This window comes from Methylobacterium sp. CB376 (assembly GCF_029714205.1).
GTDB lineage: Bacteria > Pseudomonadota > Alphaproteobacteria > Rhizobiales > Beijerinckiaceae > Methylobacterium.
Map to the genome: position 1 here is coordinate 287,356 of NZ_CP121648.1, position 20,224 is coordinate 307,579.

Below are 20,224 nucleotides of genomic sequence, written 5' to 3' on the forward strand. Positions count from 1 at the left end.
TATGGCGCCGCAAGGCCCGAAACCCCGGCCGTTCCCTCGGCGACCGGATCCCCGCCGCCGCGCTTTTCGAAAACACGGCTTGCTTAATCGCCATTGAGAGCTAAGGTCCGGGCAAAACGCAAGAGAATTTGGCAAGCGAATTTGGAGGGAGGCCCGTGCCGCTGTTCGATCTGACCGGCCGCGTCGCCGTGGTGACCGGCTCCTCGCGCGGCATCGGCCGCGCCATCGCGGAGCGCCTCGCCGAGCACGGCGCGCGGGTCGTGGTCTCCTCGCGCAAGGAGGAGGCCTGCCGGGCGGTGGCGGAGGCGATCAACGCGCGGCACGGGGAGGAGCGGGCCGTCGTGGTGCCGGCCAACATCTCGTCGAAGGCCGACCTCGAGCGCCTCGCGCGCCGCACGGAGGAGCGCTTCGGCCGCATCGACGTGCTGGTCTGCAACGCCGCCTCGAACCCCTATTACGGGCCGATGAGCGGGATCAGCGACGAGGCCTTCCGCAAGATCCTCGACAACAACGTGGTGGCCAATCACTGGCTGATCGGCTTCTGCGCGCCCGGGATGATCGCGCGGCGGGACGGGGCGATCATCATCGTGTCGTCGGTGGGCGGGCTGAAGGGCTCCGGCGTGATCGGCGCCTACAACGTCTCCAAGGCCGCCGATTTCCAGCTCGCCCGCAACCTCGCGGTGGAGCTCGGCCCCCACAACGTGCGGGTCAATTGCCTCGCGCCGGGCCTGATCCAGACCGACTTCGCCCGCGCCCTCTGGGAGGACCCGGCGAGCCGCGCCGCCTACACGGCCCGCACCCCGCTCGGGCGGATCGGCCAGCCGGACGAGATCGCGGGCGCGGCGGTGTTCCTGGCAAGTCCCGCCGGGGCCTTCATGACCGGCCAGAGCATCGTGATCGACGGCGGCCAGACCATCACGTGACGGCGAGGCGGGCCCTCGCCGCGCGGCCTGTCCCGTGCCATACGCTCTCCGGACGATCACGTCCGGACAGCGTCTGACGAGCCCGCGCGGCACTTGAGCGAAGCCGACATCCGCATTGCGGAGCAATCCGTCGGATGTCGTATGACGAGCCCGCGCGGCGCTTGAGCGAAGCCGACATCCGCATCGCGACGCAATCCGTCGGATGTCGGATCACTGATCCCGAGATGCCGATGACCGAATCCCCTGCCTGGCCCGCGCTCTCCTTCGCCGAGGCGACCGCGCGGCTGACCGCGCCGGGCTCGCCCTTCGCGGTGGACGAGGCGGTGATCCGCGGCGTGCCGACCCGGATCTGGGCCGCCGCGCCCCCGACCCTGCGCGACATCCTGCTGGTCGGCCGCCGCCACGGCGAGAAGACCTTCCTGGTCTACGAGGACGAGAGGGCGAGTTTCGAGGCCTTCGCGCGGGCGGTGCTGGCGCTCTCGGCCGACCTGATCCGCGGCGGCGTCCGCCCGGGCGACCGGGTCGCCATCGCGATGCGCAACCTGCCCGAATGGCCGGTCGCCTTCTTCGCCGCGCTGCTGGCGGGCGCGGTGGCGGCGCCCCTCAACGGGTGGTGGACCGGTCCCGAACTCGCCTACGCCCTGGCCGATTGCGGCGCCAGCGTGGCGGTGGTGGACGCGGAGCGCCTCGCGCGCCTCGCGGAGCGGCGGCAGGATTGCCCGGATCTCCGGCGCGTGCTCCTCGCCCGGGGCGAGGCGCCGGATGCGGAGAGCCTCCGGGAGATCATCGGGCCCGTCGCGGCCTGGGCCGCGCTCCCGCCCGGCACGGTGCCGGACGTGCCGCTCGCGCCCGACGACCTCGCGACCCTGTTCTACACGTCGGGGACGACGGGCCGGCCGAAGGGCGCCATGGGCACCCACCGCAACGGCGCCTGCGCGGTCCTGGCCCATCCCTACTCGGCCGCCCGGGCGGCCCTGCGCCGGGGCGAGCCGGTCCCGGTCCCGGATCCGGCGGCGCCCCAGAAGGTGGCGCTGGTCTCGGTGCCGTTCTTCCACGTCACCGGCTGCTTCGCGACTCTGGTCACCAACCTCCACCGCGGCGGGCGCCTCGTCCTGATGCGGCGCTGGGACCTCGCCCAGGCCCTCGACCTGATCGCGCGCGAGCGCTGCACCAGCGCGGGCGGCGTGCCGACCATCGCCTGGCAGCTCCTCGACGGCTGGGCCGCCGGGACGCACGACCTGTCCTCCCTGGAGACGATCACCTACGGGGGGGCCCCGGCCCCCGCCGAGCTGGTCCGCCGCCTGCGCGCGGCCTTCCCGCGGACGACGCCCGCGACCGGCTGGGGCATGACCGAGACCTCCGCCACCTTCACGCACCACATGGGCGAGGATTACCTCCACCGCCCGGACAGCTGCGGCCCGCCGCTGCCGATCGGCGAGGCGCGGATCGTCGATCCGGAGGGCCGCGTCCTGCCGCCCGGCGAGGTCGGAGAGCTGCAGGTGAAGGGCCCCAACGTGGTGGCGGGCTACTGGAACCGCCCGGACGAGACGGCGGCGTCCTTCCGCGACGGCTGGCTCGCGACCGGCGACCTCGCCCGGATGGATGCGGAGGGGTTCCTAACCATCGTGGACCGGGCCCGCGACATGCTGATCCGCGGCGGCGAGAACATCTATTGCTGCGAGGTCGAGAACGCCCTGCACGAGCACCCGGCGGTGGTCGACGCGGCCGTGGTGGCGGTCCCGCACCCGACCCTCGGCGAGGAGCCGGCCGCGGTGGTGGCGCTGGCGCGCGGCGAGAACGCCTCCGAGGAGGAGCTGCGCGCCTTCGTGGCCGCGCGGCTCGCCGCCTTCAAGGTGCCGGTGCGCATCCTCTTCCACGAGGAGATCCTGCCGCGCAATCCGAGCGGCAAGATCCTCAAGAGCGAGCTGCGGAAGCTGTTCTGACCGCGCCGGCGGGGCGGGATCCGCGCGGCGCGGCAGGCGCCGGGCCCGCCTGCCGCGTGGGCGGGCGGCGATCCCGCATCCCGCCCTACATCGGCTCGGCGCCGCGGCTCATCGCGGCGACGCCGGTGCGCGAGATCTCCACGAGCCCGATCTCCGACATCAGCCTGATGAAGCGCTCGATCTCGTCGGTGGAGCCGGTGAGCTCGAACACGAAGGAATTGAGCGTCGCGTCGAGGGTGCGGGCGCCGAAGGACGAGGCGAGGCGCATCGCCTCGACCCGGTGCTCGCCCTTGCCCACCACCTTCACGAGGCAGAGTTCGCGCTCCAGCGACTCGCCCTGCAGGGTCAGGTCGACCACCCGGTGCACCGGCACCAGACGGTCGAGCTGCGCCTTGATCTGGTCGATCACGGCGTTGGTGCCGGTCGTCACGATCGTGATGCGCGAGAGGTGCTGCGTGTGCTCGGTCTCCGAGACGGTCAGGCTCTCGATGTTGTAGCCGCGGCCGGAGAACAGGCCGGCGATCCGGGAGAGCACGCCCGGCTCGTTGTCGACGATCACCGCCAGGGTGTGGCGGGCGACCGGCTCGACCCGGACCGGCTCGGGGTAGTGGGTGTTCATCGCGTTCATCGGTCTCCCCCGCGGCCTTCAGACCAGGACCTTGCCTTCCTCACCGATCACCGAGCCGAGATCGCCCCCCGTCTCGCCGAGATAGTCGGACAGGAGCATCTCGTTGTGCGCCTTGCCGGACGGGATCATCGGGAAGCAGTTCTCGGTCTTGTCGACGATGCAATCGAAGATCACCGGGCCGTCATAGTCCAGCATCTCCTGGATCGCCGCGTCGAGGTCGCCGGGCCTCTCGCAGCGGATGCCCTTGGCCCCGTAGGCCTCGGCCAGCTTCACGAAGTCCGGCAGGCTCGACGAGTAGCTCTCGGAGTAGCGCGAGCCGTGCAGCAGCTCCTGCCACTGCCGCACCATGCCCATGTACTCGTTGTTCAGGATGAAGATCTTGACCGGCAGGCGGTACTGCACGGCCGTCGACATCTCCTGCATGTTCATCAGGATCGAGGCCTCGCCCGCGATGTCGATCACCAGGGCGCCCGGATGGGCGAGCTGCGCGCCGATCGCGGCCGGCAGGCCGTAGCCCATGGTGCCGAGGCCGCCCGACGTCATCCAGCGGTTCGGCTCCTCGAACTTGTAGTACTGGGCCGCCCACATCTGGTGCTGGCCGACCTCGGTGGTGACGTAGGTCTCGCGGTGCTTGGTCGCCTCGTAGAGGCGCTGGACCGCGTGCTGCGGCTTGATGGTGGTAGCGGAGGGCCAGTAGCCGAGGCACTCGCGCGCCTTCCAGCCGTTGATCTTCGACAGCCACTCGGTCAGGCGGCCCTTGTCCGGCGTCGGCGTGATCGCCCGCCACTCCGCCAGCATGTCGGCGAGCACCGAGGCGCAGTCGCCCAGGATGGCGAGATCGGCCTTCACGTTCTTGTTGATCGAGGAGGCGTCGATGTCGACGTGGATCTTCTTGGAGAAGGGCGAGAAGGCGTCGAGCCGGCCGGTGATGCGGTCGTCGAAGCGGGCACCGATGCAGATCATGACGTCGCATTCGTGCATCGCCAAGTTCGCCTCGTAGGTCCCGTGCATGCCGAGCATGCCCAGGAACTGCGGGTCGGATCCCGGATAGGCGCCGAGCCCCATCAGCGTCGAGGTGATCGGGAAGCCGGTGGTGCGGACGAGTTCGCGCAGCAGCCGCGACGCCTCGGGCCCCGAATTGATCACGCCGCCGCCGGTGTAGAAGACCGGGCGCCGGGCGCCGGCCATCAGGGCCACGGCCGCCCGGATCTTGCTCCGATCGCCCTGGATCTGCGGCTTGTAGGTCTTGTGGCCGTTCTCGACCGGCCGCCGGTAGAGGCCGCTCGCGAACTGGACGTCCTTCGGCAGGTCGATCACGACGGGACCGGGCCGGCCGTGCGAGGCGACGTAGAAGGCCTCGTGGAGGATGCGCGGCAGGTCGTCGATCGATTTCACCAGGTAATTGTGCTTGGTGCAGCTGCGGGTGATGCCGACCGTGTCGCATTCCTGGAACGCGTCGGAGCCGATCAGGTGGGTCGGCACCTGGCCGGTGATGCAGACGAGCGGGATCGAGTCGAGGAGCGCGTCGGTCAGGCCCGTGACGACGTTGGTGGCGCCCGGCCCCGAGGTGACGAGGACGCAGCCGACCTTGCCCGAGGAGCGCGCGTAGCCCTCGGCCGCGTGCACCGCCCCCTGCTCGTGGCGGACCAGGATGTGCTTGACGCTGTCCTGGTGGAACAGCGCGTCGTAGATCGGCAGCACCGCGCCGCCCGGATAGCCGAACAGCGTGTCGACGCCCTGATCCTGCAGCGCCCGGATCACCATCTCGGCGCCGGTCATGACCTCAGCCGCACCCATCTGATCCCCTCCTTGTGCTCGCGTCTCGTCTCGTGCAGCGGCCGGTTCGGGCAATAAAAAAGGGCCCCGAAGGACCCTGCATGCGCCACCGGCGGGCTCACGGGCTGTCTCTCAAGCCCGCCCCGTCCGTGGCGCCCACCCTACAATAAGACCCGCGCGCATGTCGCGTCGACCCATCCCGAAAAGTGGCGCGGAACCTACGCGCCCGGACCGGGCCGGTCAACCGGTTTTCCGGCGTCCTCGGCCGCGGAGCCTGCTTCGACTTTCGGGGCAGGCGGCGGCGGAGCATTGGGAATCCCCGCGCCCTCCCCTATCTCGGCCGCATCCGGGTGTCTGGCGGGTAGGCGGAGAATGGCGGGGGCCGCGGCCTTCCTGGTGGTCGATGTCGCCGGCACGGGCTGCGCCGTGCGGCGCGAGGCCGTGCGCGAGGTGCTGCCGCTGCCGCGCCTGTGGCGCCCCCCCGGGGTGCCGGCGGCGCTGGCCGGCTTCTTCAGCCTGGGCGGCGCGGCGGTGCCGGTGCTCGACCTCGCGGTCCTGTTCGGGCTCGCGGGCGCGTCCGCCGGCCGGCCGATGCTCTACCGTCACCTGCTCCTCGTGGGCGAGGCGGCGCCGCTCGCCCTCCTGGTCGACCGCGTCGACGACCTCGTCAGCGTGGAACCCGAGGCCGTGACGCCGCTCCCGCAGGGCACCGCCCTCAACGGCTGCGTCGCCGGGGAATTGCGGTGCGGCGGGCGCCTGCTGCACGAACTCGCCGTGTCCCGCATCCTCCTCGCCGAGGAGCGGGCGCGCCTCGACGCGCAGACGCGGCTCGCCCAGGAGCGGCTCGCCGAATGGGCCGCCTGACCCCGCGGGCGCCGACGGAGGATCCGGCCTTCGCGGCGCTCAAGGCGGCGATCGTCGCCCGCACCGGCCACCACTACTACGCCGACAAGGACGACCTGCTCTGGGACCGCCTGCGGGGCCGGCTGCGCGCCGCCGCCGCGCCGGACGCGGGCGCCTACCTGGCGCATCTGAGCGCCAGCGAGGAGGAATGGGCGGCGCTCGAAGCCGAGATCACCATCGGGGAGACGTTCTTCTTCCGCTACGCGGAGCAGTTCGCGGCCCTGCGCCGGACCATCCTGCCCGAGCGCATCGCCGCGAGGGCGCGGGAGAAGCGGCTGCGGATCTGGAGCGCGGGCTGCTCGACCGGTCCCGAGACCTACTCGCTCGCGATCCTGCTGCACGAGATCCTCGGCGAGGCGCTGGCGGAGTGGCGCATCGCGCTCACCGGCACGGACATCAACCGGGAGGTGCTCGCCGTCGCGCGCCGGGCCGAGTACGGGGCCTGGGCCCTGCGCAGCCTCTCGGCCGAGGAGCGGGCGCGCTACTTCCGGCGCGGCGCGCGCGAGAACACCTTCGCGCTGCGCCCGGAATTCCGCGGCCTCGCCCGCTTCGAGCCGCAGAACCTGCTCCACCTCGTCGACGGCACGGCCTCGCTCGCGCTCACGGATTACGACCTCATCCTGTGCCGCAACGTCCTGATCTACTTCCATCCCGACACGGTCATGGCGGTGGTGCGGGCGCTGGCCGAGCGGCTGCGCCCCGGCGGCTGGCTGCTGCTCGGACATGCCGAGCCCAACCCGGCCTTCGCGGAGATCCTGCGCCCGGTGAGCCTGCCCGGCACCGCCGCCTACCGGCGGCCAGAGGAGGACCCGGCCCCTCTCCCGGCGCTCCCGCCCGGACCGGCCCAGGAATCCTTCCCGCCGCGCGTCCCGCCGCCCGCCCCGTCGCGCCCGGCCCGCCGCGCCCCGGCGCGACCGTCGCCCCCGCCCGCGCCTCCGGCATCCCCGGCCGGCGAGTCCCCGCCAGGCGAGTCCCCGCCAAGCGAGTCCCCGCCAAGCGAGTCCCCGCCCGGCGCGGCGCTCGCCGCCGTGCGGGCGCTCGCGGATGCCGGGGATCTCGACGCGAGCTGGCAGGCCTGCCGGGCGGCCCTGCAGGCCGATCCGACCGACGCGCGGCTGCGCTTCTACGAGGGCCTGCTCGCCCGGGCGCGGGCGCGGCCCGAGGAGGCGGAGCGCGCCTTCCGCGCGGCGATCTACCTCGAGAAAGGCTTCGTCATGGCCCATTACCATCTCGGCCTGACCCTGATCGCCCTCGGGCGCGGGGCGGCGGGACGGCGGGCGGTCGAGAACGCCCTGCGGCTCGCCGCCCCCTGCCGCCCGAGACCGAACTGCCGGAGGGCGACGGCCTGACCGCCGCGCGCCTCACCGACGCGGCCCGGCCGCTCCTCGACGCGGTGGCGCCGTGACGGGTCCGGCTCATCCGACGGCCGCGCCCGGAGCGGCACTTGGCGCGGAGGCCACACTTGGCGCGGGGGCCACACTTGGCGCCGACGCGGCACTTGGCGCCGACGCGGCACTTGGCGCCGAGGCGGCACTTGGCGCCGAGGCGGCACTTGGCGCCGAGGCGGCACTTGGCGCCGACGCGGCACTTGGCGCCGACGCGGCACTTGGTGCCGCCCGGGTCGAGGCGATCCTCGACGCGCGCAGCCGCGCCCTGGCCGAGCGCGGCCGGGCGCCGGCCGAGACGCGGGCGCGCCGCCGCGTGCTCCTGTGCCGGATCGGGACCGAGTGCCTCGCCCTGCCCCTCGACGCGGTGGCCGAGGTGGCGCCGTTCCGGCCCTGCACGCCGGTGCCCGGCGCGCCGCCGGCCCTGATCGGCCTCTCGGGCCGGGGCGGCGCCCTGCTCAGCATCCTCGACCTCGCCACCGCCCTGGACCTGCCGCCGCTCCCGGCCGAGGCGGCCGCGCACCTCGTGGTGCTGCGCCGGGACGCGCCACGGCTGGGCCTGCGGGTCGAGCGGGCGCTCGCCGTGCTCGACGCGCTCCTGGATCCCGGCCCCGCCCCGCCCGGGCGGGCCGTCGCGGGCCACGCCCGCGCCGAGGCGGCCGACGCGGAGCGCTTCGCGCTCCGGGAAAGCTTCGCCCTCCTCGACCTCGCCGCCCTCCTGCAGCCCATCCTCGGCGCCGCGCCGCGGACCTGAATCCCCCCTCACTTCCGGAGCCAGTGACCAGCGTGTCGATCTCGATCGGGAACCGCATCCTCCTCGGCTTCACCGCCGTGATCCTGGTGATCGTGGCGCTCGGCCTCTACGCCCTCGCCCAGATCGGCGACGTGCGCCGCGCGACCGACCTCATCGTCAGCCGCGACCTCGCGGTGATGCACCAGCTGGAAGGAATCCGCGAGGCGCAGCGCCGGATGAGCGACCTGCGCGACGAGGCGACGACCCGCTACTTCCTGCGCGCCCTCAACCGCGAGGTGCCGCCCAAGGAGGAGCCGGCGGTCGGCTGGCGCCGCGCCGCCACCGCGGCCGAGACGGCGCTGGCGAGCGCCATCACCAACGTCAACGAGTATCGCGGCCAGTCCCTCTCCGCCGACCGGGCCGCCGCCTGGCAGCGGATCGGCGAGATCCTGACCGCGGCGGGGGTCGAGTTGCGGGCGATCCGCACCGGGACGGAACGGCAGTTCCAGGCCCTCGATGCCGGCGACGTGGCGACCGTGCAGAATGCGGAGACGGATCTCGATCAGGCGCAGGAGAGCTTCGGGCGCACCATGGTCTCGGCGCGCGACGCGCTCGACGAGGCGATCGCCGCGGGGCAGCGCCGGGTCGGCGCGGTCTACGAGGAGAGCCGCATCTCGACCATCGCGGCGCTCGCCACCTGCGTGGTGATGGCGCTGGTCATCACCGCCCTGATCCGGCGCTCGGTGGCCCATCCGCTCGAGACCGTGATGGCCTTCGTCGGCCGGGTCGGCGAGGGCGATCTCACCGGGCGGATCGCCGACCGGAGCCGGGACGAGTTCGGGCGGCTCGGACTCGTGCTGAACCAGATGGTCGACGGGCTGCGCGAGCTCGCGAGCCAGAACCGCGGCGCCACCGCGAACCTCAACGCGGCCGCGGCCGAGATCCGCGCCTCCGCCCAGGAGCAGGCCGCGAGCGTCGAGGAGCAGTTCGCCGCCGTGCAGGAGACCGCCGCCACGGTCGACGAGATCACCCATGCGGGGGCGCAGATCGGCAAGCGCGCCCAGGAGGTGATCGCCACCGCGCAGGCGACCGCCCAGACCTCGCAGGCGGGGCTGCGCGCCGTCGACGAGACCGCCCGCGCCATGGACGCGATCCGCGAACAGAGCGAGGCGGTGGCGACCAACATCGTCTCCCTGAGCGAGAAGACGCAGGCCATCGGCGAGATCATCGCCACCGTGAACGACGTCTCGGAGCGCACCCATCTCCTCGCCCTCAACGCCGCCATCGAGGCGGCCGCCGCGGGCGAGTCCGGCCGCAGCTTCGCGGTGGTGGCGAGCGAGATGAAGGCGCTCGCCGACCAGGCCAAGGAGGCGACCGGCCAGGTGCGGGCGCTGCTCGGCGACATCCAGCGGGGCATCAACGCCTCGGTGATGCTGACCGAGGAGGCGGTGAAGCGGGTGGCGCTCGGCAAGGAGCGCTCCGACACCACCCACGCGACCATCGAGGAGATCACCGCCCGCGTGCAGGAGAGCGTGCAGACCTTCCAGCAGATCGTCGCCTCGACGAACCAGCAGCAGCTCGGCATCGAGCAGGTGATGGGGGCGCTGCAGAACATCCGGCAGGCGAGCCAGCAGACCGCGGCGGGCACCCGGCAGGTCGAGAGCGCGGCCGCCAACCTGAGCGAGCTCGCGACGGCCCTGACGGCCCTGGCGCAGCGGTACCGGCTGTGACGGCGCCGGGCTGGCGGGCCGGGCCCCGCGGGTGGGCCGAAGCCCGCGGGCGGGCCGGAGCCCGCGGGCGGGCCGGGGCCCGCGGGCGGGCGGGCTGAGGCCGCCGCATGGACATCCGCGCCATGCTGCTCGCGGCCTTCGAGGCCGAGCATCGGGAGCATCTCGGGGCGATCCGGGCCGCCCTCGCCGCCGCGCGCGAGGGCCGCGGCCCGGACTGGAACGACGTCTTCCGGCGCGCCCACAGCCTGAAGGGCGCGGCCCGCGCCGTCGACCTGCCGGCGATCGAGGAGATCGCCCACCGGCTGGAGACCCTGTTCGACCGCATCGTCGAGGGCGCGCACCCCCTCGACGCGGCGGCGCTCGCCGCGGTGACGCTCGCCCTCGACCGGATCGAGGGCATGGCGGCGGGGCTCGCCGAGACGCCCGACCCGCCGCTCCCCGCCGACGCCGCCGCGGCCCTCGACCGGGCGCTCGGCCTGCAGCCGCCGGCCGCGCCGCCTCACCGGGAGGCCGCCCCGGCGACGCCGCCCGCGGCCCCCGCCCCGCAGGCGGAGCCCGCGCCCGAGCCCGCCCTCTCGGTCCTGCGCATCGCCAGCGACGACGTCGAGGGCCTGTCGCGGGCGGTGCACGGCCTCTCCCTCGCCCTTCAGGGCCACGACGAGATCGGCGGCGCCCTCGCGGCGCTCGACGGGCAGGGCCGGATCCTGCGCCGGACCGCCGACGCGTGGCGCGAGCGCACCGGCGAGGTCGCGGCCTTGGCGCGGCGCCTGCGCGAGGCGGGGGATCCCGGCGCCGCCCTCCTGGAGGCCGCCCTCGACCTCGGCCGCCGCCTCGACGGCGAGGCGCGGGTGATGGTGCGCGGCGTCTCGGGCCTCGCCCGCGACCAGCACCGCGCCGCCGGCACGGTCGAGGCGGCGGCGCGACGCCTGCGCGAGAGCAGCGACCGCCTGCTCCTCGTCCCCGCCGAGACGGTGTTCGGCGGCTACGGGCGGATGGTGCGGGAGATCGCCCGCGAGGCGGGCCTTCCCGTCGAGGTGCGGCTGCAGGGCCTCGACGTCCCGATCGACCGCAGCCTGCTGCAGGAGCTGAAGGACCCGGTCCTCCACCTGATGCGCAACGCGGTGAGCCACGGGGCCGAGCCGCCCGACGAGCGCCGCCGCAAGGGGAAGCCCGAGGCGCTCACCGTCACCCTGTCGCTCGCCGTGCGCGGGGGCGACCTCGTGCTCGCCGTGCGCGACGACGGGCGCGGCCCGGACGTCGCCCGCATCGTCGAGACGGCCCGCCGCCAGGGCCTGATCGCCCCGGATGCCAGGCCGACGACCCGGGAGGCCCTCGGCCTCGTCTTCGCGCCCGGCTTCTCGACCACCGACAAGATCGACCGCCTCTCCGGGCGCGGCGTCGGGCTCTCCGTCGTCGCCGAGGCGGCGGCCCGGCTGCGCGGCCGGGCGCGCCTGCGCCGGGCCCAGCCCCACGGGGCCGAGGTCGTCGTGGTGGTGCCGCTCTCGGCGGCGCGCCGGCCGCTCCTCCTCGTCGAGGCGGGGGGCCGCGTCTACGCGATCCCGAGCGGCGCCGCCGCGCGGCTGCTGCGGCTGCGGGCGGCGGAGATCGCGCCGGTCGCGGGCGTGCCCTCGGCCCGGCTCAGCCTCGACGGCCGCGACGCGGTGGTGCCGGTCGTGCCCCTCGCCGGGCTCCTCGGCGGCGACGCCACCCTCCCGGTCGAGGACGGGCTCCTGCGGGGCGTGCTGCTGCGCAGCGGCAGCGACCTCTGCCTCGCCGCCGTCGACCGCCTCCTCGACGTGCGCGCGAGCCTCGTCGGCCCGCCGCCGCCGATCGGGGGCGAGGCGGGGCTGTTCTCCGGCACAATCCTGCTCACGGACGAGACCCCGGCCCTCGTCCTCGACCCGGCCGGCCTCCTCGCCCGGGCCGGGGAGACGGCGGGCCGGGTCGCGCCGGCCCCGGCCCGCGCCGAGGCGCCCGGGCGGCGCTGGACCATCCTGGTGGTCGACGATTCGATCACCACCCGCACCCTGGAGAAGAGCATCCTGGAGGCGCAGGGCTACCGCGTCTTCGTCTGCGTCGACGGCCAGGACGCGCTCGAGCGCCTGCGCCGCGACCACGCCGAGGTGGATCTGGTGGTGGCGGATGTCGAGATGCCCCGCCTCGACGGATTCGGGCTGCTCCAGGCGATCAAGGCCGATCCCGCCTTGACGCGCCTGCCGGTCATCCTGATGACCTCCCGCGGCGACCCCGCGGACATCCGCCGCGGCCTCGATCTCGGCGCGGATGCCTACATCACCAAGCAGAAGTTCGACCAACGCGAATTGCTCGACACGATCGGCCAGCTCCTGTGAACGCGTCCGCCCGCCCCGCCCCCGTTCCGCTCCCGCCGCGCCGCGGACCCCTCCCGCGCGCGGGTCGTCACGCGGATCTCGGGCGCATCCCGGCCCGGAGGGCGCCATGACCGCCCCGGTCCGCGTGATGCTGGTCGAGGATTCCCTCGTCGTCCGCCAGCTCCTCGCCCACATCGTCAGCCGCGACCCGCGGCTCGCCCTCGTCGCGGCGGTCCCTTCCGGGGAGGAGGCCTTGCGGGAGATCCACCGCGTCCAGCCGGACGTGATCTCCATGGACATCCGCCTGCCCGGCATCGACGGGCTGGAGACGACGCGGCGGATCATGGCCGAGCGGCCGACCCCCATCGTGGTCATCGCCGACGCGGTCGAGGATTCCTCGCTCAAGATCTCCATGAACGCCCTGCGGGCCGGGGCGCTCAGCGTGGTCGAGAAGCCGGTCGGCACCGGGCACCGGGCCTACGCGGCGGTGGCGGACGAGATCTGCACGCAGCTGCGCATCATGAGCGAGGTGCCGGTGATCCGCCGCCGGCCGATCGGCGCCGAGCGCGAGCGCCCGCCCCTCTTCGACCCGCCCGCCCGGCCGGACGCGGTCGGCGCGCCGCCGGGCCTCGTCGCGGTCGCGGCCTCGACGGGCGGGCCGCCCGCCTTCGCGCGGCTCCTCGGCGCCCTGCCGGCCGCGTTCCCGGCCCCGATCCTGCTCGTGCAGCACATGGGCGCCGCCTTCATGGACGGCTTCGCCGCCTGGCTGAACGGGGTCGTGCCCCTCGCCGTCGAGATCGCCGCCGAGGGCGTGCGCCCGCTGCCCGGCCACGTCTACGTGGCGCCCGGGGACCGGCACCTCGAATTCGGGCCCGGCGGCCTCATCGCCCTGTCGGACGATCCCCCGATCGGCGGCCAGCGGCCCTCCGCGACCGCCCTGTTCCGCTCGCTCGCGCGCCATGCCGGGTCCCGGGCCCTCGGGATCCTGCTCACCGGGATGGGCGAGGACGGGGCGGCGGGTCTCCTCGACATGCGCCGAGCCGGCGCCCTCACGATCGCCGAGCACGAGACCTCCGCGGTGGTCTACGGCATGCCGGCCGCCGCCGTGCGGCTCAGGGCCGCGAGCGCGGTGCTGCCCCTCGACATGATCGCGCCCCGGATCCTGCGCGCGGTGCAGCCCGGAGCCGCCCGATGAGAGCCGCGCCGACCGGCGCCGCCCCGGCCCGGATCCTCCTCGTCGAGGATTCCGAGACCCAGGCCCTGCAGCTGCGCCTGTTCCTGGAAGGGAGCGGCTTCGCGGTGACGCGCTGCGCCACCGCGGAGGCGGCCCTCGACGCCCTGAACCAGGGCCTGCCCGACCTCGTCGTGGCCGATTACCACCTCCCGGGCATCAACGGCGACGAGCTCACCCGCCAGATGCGCCTGTCGCTGCGCACCCGCGCCACGCCGGTGCTGATGCTGACCGAGGCGCAGGGGCGCGACCTGGAGCGCCAGGGGCTGGAGAGCGGCGCCGACGCCTACGTGCCGAAATCCGCCGACCGCGACCTCCTCGTCCTGCGCATCCGCGCGCTGCTGCGCGAGCGCGGCGCGGGCACCGCCCAGGAGGCGGGGCACGGGGCCTTCCGGCGCGCCCGCATCCTGGTCGTGGACGCGAGCGCGACCTACCGGGCCTACCTCGCGGGCCTGTTCGGGCAGGACGGCCACGCGGTCGTGGCGGCCGAGGGCCCGGACCAGGCCCTGGCGGCGCTGGCCGCGCCCGACGCGGCCTTCGACTGCGTCACCGTCGATCTGCTCTCCACGGCCTACGAGGCGGTCGAGCTGTGCCGGCGCGTCGCTTCCCTGCGGGAGTCGGCGGGCGGCCCCGGCTTCTACCTCGTGGGGATCGGCAGCGCCGCGGCGGCCGGCAAGGACCTGCTGGTCCAGGCCTTCGCGGCGGGGGTCGACGACGTGGTGCCGAAGGGCGCCGAGGGCGAGGTGCTGGCGATCCGGGTGCGCACGCTGGTGCGCCGCAAGCTCCTGGAGGAGGACAACCGCCGGGTCGCGGACGAGCTGCGCCAGCACGAGCGGGCGGTGGAGCGCGCCCAGGCCGAGGCCGCCGCCGCCGAGGCCAAGGCGGCGCTGGCCGGCGCCCTGGAGCGGGCCAACCGCGACCTCGCCGATGCCAACCGCCAGCTCAAGGACGCGCAGGCCAAGCTCGTCCAGGCGGCCAAGATGGCCTCGCTCGGCGAGCTCGTCGCCGGCATCGCCCACGAGATCAACAACCCGCTCGCCTTCATTCTCGCCCACCAGGGCACGGTCGAGCGCTTGGTCGGCGAGGTGGCGGAGCAGGCCGAGGGGCTGCCCGAGCCGGCGCGCCGGGCGCTCGCCAAGGCCCGCGACCGGATCGGCGCGATGCGGCTCGGCCTCGGTCGGATCCAGGACCTCGTCGTCAACCTGCGCAAGTTCTCCCGCCTCGACGAGGGCGAGATGCGGAGCGTCAACGTGCCGGACGCGATCGAGACCGTGCTCGCCCTGCTGCAGCACAAGCTCGGCACCCGCATCGCCGTCGAGCGGCTTTTCGCGGGCGAGCCGGAGATCCGCTGCACGCCCGCCCTCCTCAACCAGGTCGTCATGAACATCATCGGCAACGCCGCGGACGCGATTCCGGGCGAGGGCCGGATCACCGTCGAGACGCTGAGCGAGGCGGAGAACGACGTGATCCGGATCAGCGACACCGGCCCGGGGGTGCCCGAGGCCCTGCGCGAGCGAATTTTCGAACCCTTCTTCACGACGAAGCCGGTCGGCTCCGGCACCGGCCTGGGCCTCGCCATTGCCTACAGCGTGGTTCAGGCGCATAGCGGCACCATCTCGGTCGAGACGGCGCCCGGCGGCGGCGCCTGCTTCGTGATCAGCATTCCGCGGCGGCCCGCATGATCACCGACGAGACGAACCTTCGGAGGGGCATGGACAGGGAGGCGGCGCGCGGCACCATCCTGGCGGTCGACGACGAGCCGGACATCCTCGTCGCGCTCGAGGACCTCCTGGAGGACGAGTTCCGGGTGCTGACGGCGAGCCGCCCGGCCGACGCGCTCGCCCTGCTCGCCGCCGAGCCGGACGTCGCCGTCATCGTCTCCGACCAGCGCATGCCGGGCATGACCGGCGACGCGCTGCTGGCGCGGGCCCGCGAGGTCAGCGACGCGCAGGCGATCCTCCTCACCGGCTACGCCGATCTCTCGGCCGTGACCTCGGCCCTGAACCGCGGCGGCATCACCGGCTACGTGACGAAGCCCTGGGACGCGGCCCTGCTGCGCGGCGCCGTGCGGGCCGCCTACGAGCGCTGCCGGCTCGGGCGCGACCTCGCCACGGAGCGCGCCCTCCTGCGCGGGCTCCTCGACCATGCGGGGGACGCGATCGCCTTCAAGGACCCGCAGGGACGCTTCGTGCGCCTCAACGCCGCCAAGGCCGCCCGGCTCGGCGCCGCCGTCGAGGATTGCCTCGGCGAGCCCGAGAGCCGCTTCCTCGATCCCGAGACGGCCGCCCGCGTCGAGGCCGCGGACCGGGAGGCCGCCGCCGGCCTTCACCCGGTCGAGGCGACGATCGCGGGCGGTCCCGCCGCCGCCCCGACCTGGACCCAGGTGGTGCGGGTGCCGATCCGCGACGCGCACGGGGCGCTCGCGCATCTCGCCACGATCGAGCGGGACGTCACCGAGCAGAAGCAGCTCGAAGCCCGCCTGCGCCAGGCCGACAAGATGCAGGCGCTCGGCACCCTGGCGGGCGGCGTCGCGCACGATTTCAACAACCTCCTCACCGCCATCATGGGCAGCCTCGAACTGGCGCTGCCGAAGGTCGCGGGCGACGCGCGGCTGACGCGGCTGATGACCAACGCCGCGCAGGCCGCCCAGCGCGGCGCCGCCCTGACCAAGCGGCTCCTCAGCTTCAGCCGGCAGCGGGACCTGCAGGCCCGGGTGGTCGACCTCAACGGCGTGATCCGGGGGATGGACGACCTGCTCGGGCGCAGCCTCGGCGGCTTCGTGCAGGTCGACCACGCGCTCGCGCCCGACCTCTGGCCGGCGCGGGTCGATCCCGAGCAGCTCGAACTCGCGATCCTCAACCTCTGCATCAACGGCCGCGACGCGATGCCGGATGGCGGGATCGTCACCCTGTCGACCCGCAACGTCGTGGTGGCGGGCAGCCCCGATCCCGACCTGCCGGACGGCGACTACGCGGTGATCGCGATCGCCGACACGGGGACCGGCATCCCGCCCGAGATCCTGAGCCGGGTCTTCGAGCCCTTCTTCACCACCAAGGCGCAGGGCCAGGGCACCGGGCTCGGCCTCGCCATGGTGTTCAGCCTGCTGCAGCAATCGGGCGGCACGATCCGCATCGACACCGAGGTCGGGCGCGGGACGAGGGTCGACCTCTACCTGCCGCGGGCGCACGAGCCGGTCGAGACCGACGAGGCCCGCGCGGGGGCGGCGGTGCCGCCGCGGCGGCGGGCCCGCATCCTGGTGGTCGACGACGACCCGCAGGTGCGCCACGTGACCGCCTCCTTCCTGAGCGGCTTCGGGCACGAGGCCGTGGAGGTGCCGGAGGCCGAGGCGGCCCTGGCGCGGATCGAGGCGGAGCCCTTCGACCTCGTCGTCGCCGACCTCGCCATGCCGGGCATGACCGGCCTCGACCTCGCCGAGGCGGTGCGCGGGCGCCGGCCGGACCTGCCCTTCCTGATCGTCACCGGTCACGCCGAGGCGGCGCGCATCCCGCACGCCTACGCGGTGCTGGAGAAGCCGTTTCCCTCGGGCGAGCTCGGGACCCGGGTGGCGGCGCTCCTGGCCGACGCGCCCGAGCGCCGCTAGGCGCTCCTGATCGAGGTGCCCGAGCGCCGCCAGGCGCTCCTGGCCGATGCGCCCGAGCGCCGCCAGGCGCTCCTGATCGAGATATCGGAGCGCCCCCGGGCGCTCGCGGCTCCGACACGGGGCAGCCATGCCCGCCGCGCCGCACGACGCGGCCCGGCGAGGTGGGCGATTGACGGCGGCCCGGCAACGATGGATGAGCGACGGCCGTGTCACCCAGGCTGGAGTATCCCCGGATGGTCCGTGTCCCGACCCCGCACGCCGCCCAGGACTCCTCCCCGGTCGGCGAGGCGCTGCCGGCCGGAGCGGGGAGCCGCGCCTGCATCGTGTGGCTGACCGGCCTCTCGGGTGCGGGCAAGTCGACCCTGGCGGGGCAGCTGCGCGATCTCCTGCGCGCCGAGGGGCGGCCGACCACGATCCTCGACGGCGACGCCCTGCGGCGCGGCCTCAACCGCGACCTCGGCTTCTCGGATGCCGACCGGGTCGAGAACATCCGCCGCACCGCCGAGGTGGCGTGGCTGATGGCCGATGCCGGGCTCACCGTGATCGTGGCGCTGATCTCGCCTTTCCGGCGCGAGCGCGCCGAGGCGCGCGCCCTCGCCCGCGGCCTGCCCTTCTTCGAGGTGCACGTGGACGCCTCGCTGCCGGCCTGCGAGCGGCGCGACCCGAAGGGCCTCTACCGGCGGGCGCGGGCCGGGGAGATCCCGCGCTTCACCGGGATCGACTCGGCCTACGAGCCGCCGGAGAGCCCCGACCTGCGCGTCGACACCGAGCGGCTCACGCCGCGGGAGGCGACCGCGCAGGTCCTCGCGCTGCTGCGCGGCTGAGGGCGGCGCGCCGGCGGACGGGCCGAGCCCGATCCCGCGTCCCGCGCGGGCCCGACCACCCGTCCAGAGCAGCGCCCGATCACGGTGCCATCGGGCGCTGCTCTCGGTCCTTGATTGTGCCGCATCGTCTCCGACGAAGCGCTAGATCTTCGACGGATCGAACCAGACGCAGTTCTTCGCCACCACGGCGAAGTTCAGTTCGGAGCGGGCCGGCTGCGGCAGCACCTGGCCATCGATCGCCACCGTGGTCTGGTTCGAGGTGGTCCCGTCCCCGAAGCTCTGCGGCCGCGTCACGTAGCAGTACTGCTTCTCGGGCTTGGCCTCGTCGCCCTTGAAGTTCCAGCCGGTGACGATCGAGCCGTCGAGATAGGGCACGGTCTTGAAGACCGTGAAGCTGGTGCGGATCGCCGTGGAGGCGGGCGCGTCCGACTTGCCCTGGTTGGTGGTGAGCGCCGCCACGTCCGGCCGCCCCGCCTTGGCCGGGGCGCCGCCCTCCAGCCGGAGCGTGTTGTCGGTGAGCGTCACCTCGCCCTTCGTCTTGAGCGTCACGTCGCCGAGCGCGGTGGTCAGGGCCGCCGCCAGCTTGTCGGCCGCGCCCTGCACCTCGTGCATCGCCGCGTAGCCGTAGAAGCCCGCGCCGATCCCGATCCCCGCGAAGGCCGAGAAGGTGCCGAGGCCGAGCGCCCGGAACAGGAAGGCGCGGGCCGCGACGACGCGGGCCTCCGCCCGCAGGCGGCCGTTCACGTGCTGGGCGAGGGCCACGTTCTCAGGGGTGCCGGGGGCGAGGTAGCTCACGGTCTCGGCCTCTCGATGCGGTCGTCATCCCGGCCGGGACCGGGCGGGGGGAGCCCTGCGGGGTGCCGTGCGGGCGGCGCTGGTCGAGGGGGATCGCGACCCCGGCCGCGATCGCCTCGCGCACCGCGCGCTGGGCGTCGTCGAGCTGCCCGGCGCTCTCGGCGATCTGCGTGAGGAGGAGCGGCACGCCCTCCTGGTTGAGCGCGACGCCGAGATCATCCTCGTCCTGGTAGGTGCGGCGCACCTGCACGGCGCAGAGCGCGAGCAGCGTCGAGGCGAAGGCCGCGCACAGGGCCGGCGCGAACACGAAGATGCGCAGGAAGGCGTGGACCTGCTGATCCGTGACGTCGATCGGGTCGACGCCGTAGACCATCGCCGTGAAGGAGTGGAGCTGCGAGCGCCGCACCGCGTCGCGGTAGGCCACCTCCGCCTCGGTCACGCGGCGGTCGGAGGCGCCGCGATCGAGGGCGGCGCGGGCGGCCCGGGCCTCGGCGAGGTTCCTGGCCAGGACCGCGCGCTCGTCGCCCGCGCTCTTCAGGCTGCCGGCGATGGTGGCGGTGCGCGGATCGGTGACGCAGCGCATGTAGGAGTAGCGCCGGCCCCGGCTGTTGGTGCCCTGCAGGCGCTCGCAGCGCTGGCCGGGCAGGCCGGCGAGCTGGGAGGAGGCCTCGCTGCTGCGCTTCTCCAGCGCCTGGGACTCGGCGGTGTACTGGGCGACGCGGGCGTCGGCCTGGCTGATGCGCGTGTCGAGGCTCGCCCGGTCGGCCTGCGCCTCCTTCAGCACGGAGAGGGCCTTGGAGGCCTCGGCGAGGCGGGGATGGAACATCATCTCGCCGAGCTGGGACACCGACTTGGTGGTCACGCCCGCCGCCATCACGATCCCGATCACCGCCAAGCCCTTGATCAGCCAGTCCCGCTGCACCCGGATCAGGATGCCGAGCGGCACCCGGCAGAGCTCGATCGCCGCGTAGACGACCGGCGCGAGCAGCATGAACCAGAAGCTCTGGTCGTGCGGGTCGGCGTAGGTCTGCGCGAAGAACCACGCGCCGGCGAGGGAGGTGCAGATCACCAGCGCCTCGACCACGTAGGCGATGGCGACGTAGCCCCAGCGGATGCGGTAGCCCTTCTCGACCGCGCGGCGCTGCTGCCACGCGGCGGTCTCGTCGCTCCAGGCCCGCCGCTCGCGCGCGACGATCCGGTCCGGGGGCTTTCTCACGAGCATCGACGCTCCTCGCGCGGGCGCGACGGCGGCCGCGTACACGACAACTCAACCCCTGATATGCTTCCGTTTTGTGCCGAAAATGCGCCGCGGGCGACCCCTGCGCCCCGGCCCCTCGCGTCCCGCGTGCCGTTGCGCACCGGAATTCGCGCCTGCCGCGCGCGACGGGCCGCGCTGCCCTATGATCCCGCGAGGGAATCGGC

14 protein-coding genes and 1 pseudogene are annotated in these 20,224 nt (G+C 74.2%); 11 read left to right on the forward strand and 4 right to left on the reverse strand.

The genetic code is table 11. The features are described 5' to 3' along the window. The first annotated feature begins 155 nt into the window (after positions 1 to 155). Complete coding sequence (locus QA634_RS01195) at positions 156 to 923, forward strand: SDR family NAD(P)-dependent oxidoreductase (RefSeq protein ID WP_012330226.1); 768 nt, start codon at positions 156 to 158, stop codon at positions 921 to 923. A gap of 224 nt (positions 924 to 1,147) precedes the next feature. Beyond that, a complete protein-coding gene (locus tag QA634_RS01200) occupies positions 1,148 to 2,866 on the forward strand; it encodes a class I adenylate-forming enzyme family protein (protein WP_043701977.1) in 1,719 nt (572 codons plus the stop codon). A gap of 85 nt (positions 2,867 to 2,951) precedes the next feature. On the opposite strand, the gene ilvN is transcribed toward QA634_RS01200, so the two are convergent. Both ilvN and QA634_RS01210 read right to left on the reverse strand, forming a co-directional pair. Next, entirely contained in the window at positions 2,952 to 3,494 is a 543-nt protein-coding gene (gene ilvN, locus QA634_RS01205; protein ID WP_012330228.1) for an acetolactate synthase small subunit, read from the reverse strand. An 18-nt stretch (positions 3,495 to 3,512) separates the two neighbouring features. Continuing rightward, positions 3,513 to 5,291, reverse strand: coding sequence for an acetolactate synthase 3 large subunit (locus QA634_RS01210; protein ID WP_012330229.1), 1,779 nt, complete (start codon positions 5,289 to 5,291; stop codon positions 3,513 to 3,515). A 351-nt stretch (positions 5,292 to 5,642) separates the two neighbouring features. Here QA634_RS01210 and QA634_RS01215 point away from each other — a divergent pair, with 351 nt between their 5' ends. The 9 genes and pseudogenes from QA634_RS01215 (at position 5,643) to cysC (ending at position 18,007) form a co-directional block, all read left to right on the forward strand. Continuing rightward, on the forward strand, positions 5,643 to 6,134 hold the full coding sequence (locus QA634_RS01215) for a chemotaxis protein CheW (RefSeq protein WP_012330230.1): 492 nt from the start codon (positions 5,643 to 5,645) through the stop codon (positions 6,132 to 6,134). Next, positions 6,122 to 7,578 (forward strand): annotated as a pseudogene (locus tag QA634_RS01220) (CheR family methyltransferase). Before QA634_RS01215 ends, QA634_RS01220 begins: the two are co-directional and overlap by 13 nt. Further along, positions 7,575 to 8,312 (forward strand): chemotaxis protein CheW, encoded by a 738-nt coding sequence (locus QA634_RS01225; RefSeq protein ID WP_083784615.1) that lies wholly within the window; start codon positions 7,575 to 7,577, stop codon positions 8,310 to 8,312. Before QA634_RS01220 ends, QA634_RS01225 begins: the two are co-directional and overlap by 4 nt. 23 nt (positions 8,313 to 8,335) lie before the next feature. Next, the gene (locus tag QA634_RS01230; protein WP_012330232.1) at positions 8,336 to 10,021 is read left to right on the forward strand and encodes a methyl-accepting chemotaxis protein; all 1,686 of its coding nucleotides are present in this window, start codon (positions 8,336 to 8,338) and stop codon (positions 10,019 to 10,021) included. Positions 10,022 to 10,128: 107 nt separating this feature from the next. Then, positions 10,129 to 12,372 (forward strand): hybrid sensor histidine kinase/response regulator, encoded by a 2,244-nt coding sequence (locus QA634_RS01235; RefSeq protein WP_012330233.1) that lies wholly within the window; start codon positions 10,129 to 10,131, stop codon positions 12,370 to 12,372. A 106-nt stretch (positions 12,373 to 12,478) separates the two neighbouring features. After that, complete coding sequence (cheB, locus tag QA634_RS01240; RefSeq protein WP_012330234.1) at positions 12,479 to 13,546, forward strand: chemotaxis-specific protein-glutamate methyltransferase CheB; 1,068 nt, start codon at positions 12,479 to 12,481, stop codon at positions 13,544 to 13,546. Next, positions 13,543 to 15,264 (forward strand): response regulator, encoded by a 1,722-nt coding sequence (locus QA634_RS01245; protein ID WP_012330235.1) that lies wholly within the window; start codon positions 13,543 to 13,545, stop codon positions 15,262 to 15,264. Before cheB ends, QA634_RS01245 begins: the two co-directional genes overlap by 4 nt. Then, positions 15,261 to 17,183 carry a response regulator gene (locus QA634_RS01250; RefSeq protein WP_012330236.1) on the forward strand — a complete coding sequence of 641 codons (1,923 nt, stop codon included), beginning with the start codon at positions 15,261 to 15,263 and terminating at the stop codon, positions 17,181 to 17,183. The genes QA634_RS01245 and QA634_RS01250 overlap by 4 nt, the downstream gene beginning before the upstream one ends. Positions 17,184 to 17,416: 233 nt before the next feature. After that, a complete protein-coding gene (gene cysC, locus QA634_RS01255) occupies positions 17,417 to 18,007 on the forward strand; it encodes an adenylyl-sulfate kinase (protein ID WP_012330237.1) in 591 nt (196 codons plus the stop codon). Positions 18,008 to 18,148: 141 nt separating this feature from the next. On the opposite strand, the gene QA634_RS01260 is transcribed toward cysC, so the two are convergent. Together QA634_RS01260 and QA634_RS01265 are read right to left on the reverse strand one after the other, a co-directional pair. After that, positions 18,149 to 18,802: a hypothetical protein gene (locus QA634_RS01260; protein ID WP_012330238.1), complete on the reverse strand. Its 654-nt coding sequence runs from the start codon at positions 18,800 to 18,802 to the stop codon at positions 18,149 to 18,151. After that, on the reverse strand, positions 18,774 to 20,024 hold the full coding sequence (locus QA634_RS01265; protein WP_283027177.1) for an ATPase: 1,251 nt from the start codon (positions 20,022 to 20,024) through the stop codon (positions 18,774 to 18,776). The genes QA634_RS01260 and QA634_RS01265 overlap by 29 nt, the downstream gene beginning before the upstream one ends. Positions 20,025 to 20,224: the final 200 nt, after the last annotated feature.

Excerpts from the sequence above, each read along its gene's own strand:
- QA634_RS01200 (WP_043701977.1), top strand. The coding sequence starts at position 1,148 with ATGCCGATGACCGAATCCCCTGCCTGGCCCGCGCTCTCCTTCGCCGAG.
- ilvN (WP_012330228.1), bottom strand. The coding sequence starts at position 3,494 with ATGAACGCGATGAACACCCACTACCCCGAGCCGGTCCGGGTCGAGCCG.
- QA634_RS01210 (WP_012330229.1), bottom strand. The coding sequence starts at position 5,291 with ATGGGTGCGGCTGAGGTCATGACCGGCGCCGAGATGGTGATCCGGGCG.
- QA634_RS01215 (WP_012330230.1), top strand. The coding sequence starts at position 5,643 with ATGGCGGGGGCCGCGGCCTTCCTGGTGGTCGATGTCGCCGGCACGGGC.
- QA634_RS01235 (WP_012330233.1), top strand. The coding sequence starts at position 10,129 with ATGGACATCCGCGCCATGCTGCTCGCGGCCTTCGAGGCCGAGCATCGG.
- cheB (WP_012330234.1), top strand. The coding sequence starts at position 12,479 with ATGACCGCCCCGGTCCGCGTGATGCTGGTCGAGGATTCCCTCGTCGTC.
- QA634_RS01245 (WP_012330235.1), top strand. The coding sequence starts at position 13,543 with ATGAGAGCCGCGCCGACCGGCGCCGCCCCGGCCCGGATCCTCCTCGTC.
- QA634_RS01250 (WP_012330236.1), top strand. The coding sequence starts at position 15,261 with ATGATCACCGACGAGACGAACCTTCGGAGGGGCATGGACAGGGAGGCG.
- cysC (WP_012330237.1), top strand. The coding sequence starts at position 17,417 with ATGGTCCGTGTCCCGACCCCGCACGCCGCCCAGGACTCCTCCCCGGTC.
- QA634_RS01265 (WP_283027177.1), bottom strand. The coding sequence starts at position 20,024 with ATGCTCGTGAGAAAGCCCCCGGACCGGATCGTCGCGCGCGAGCGGCGG.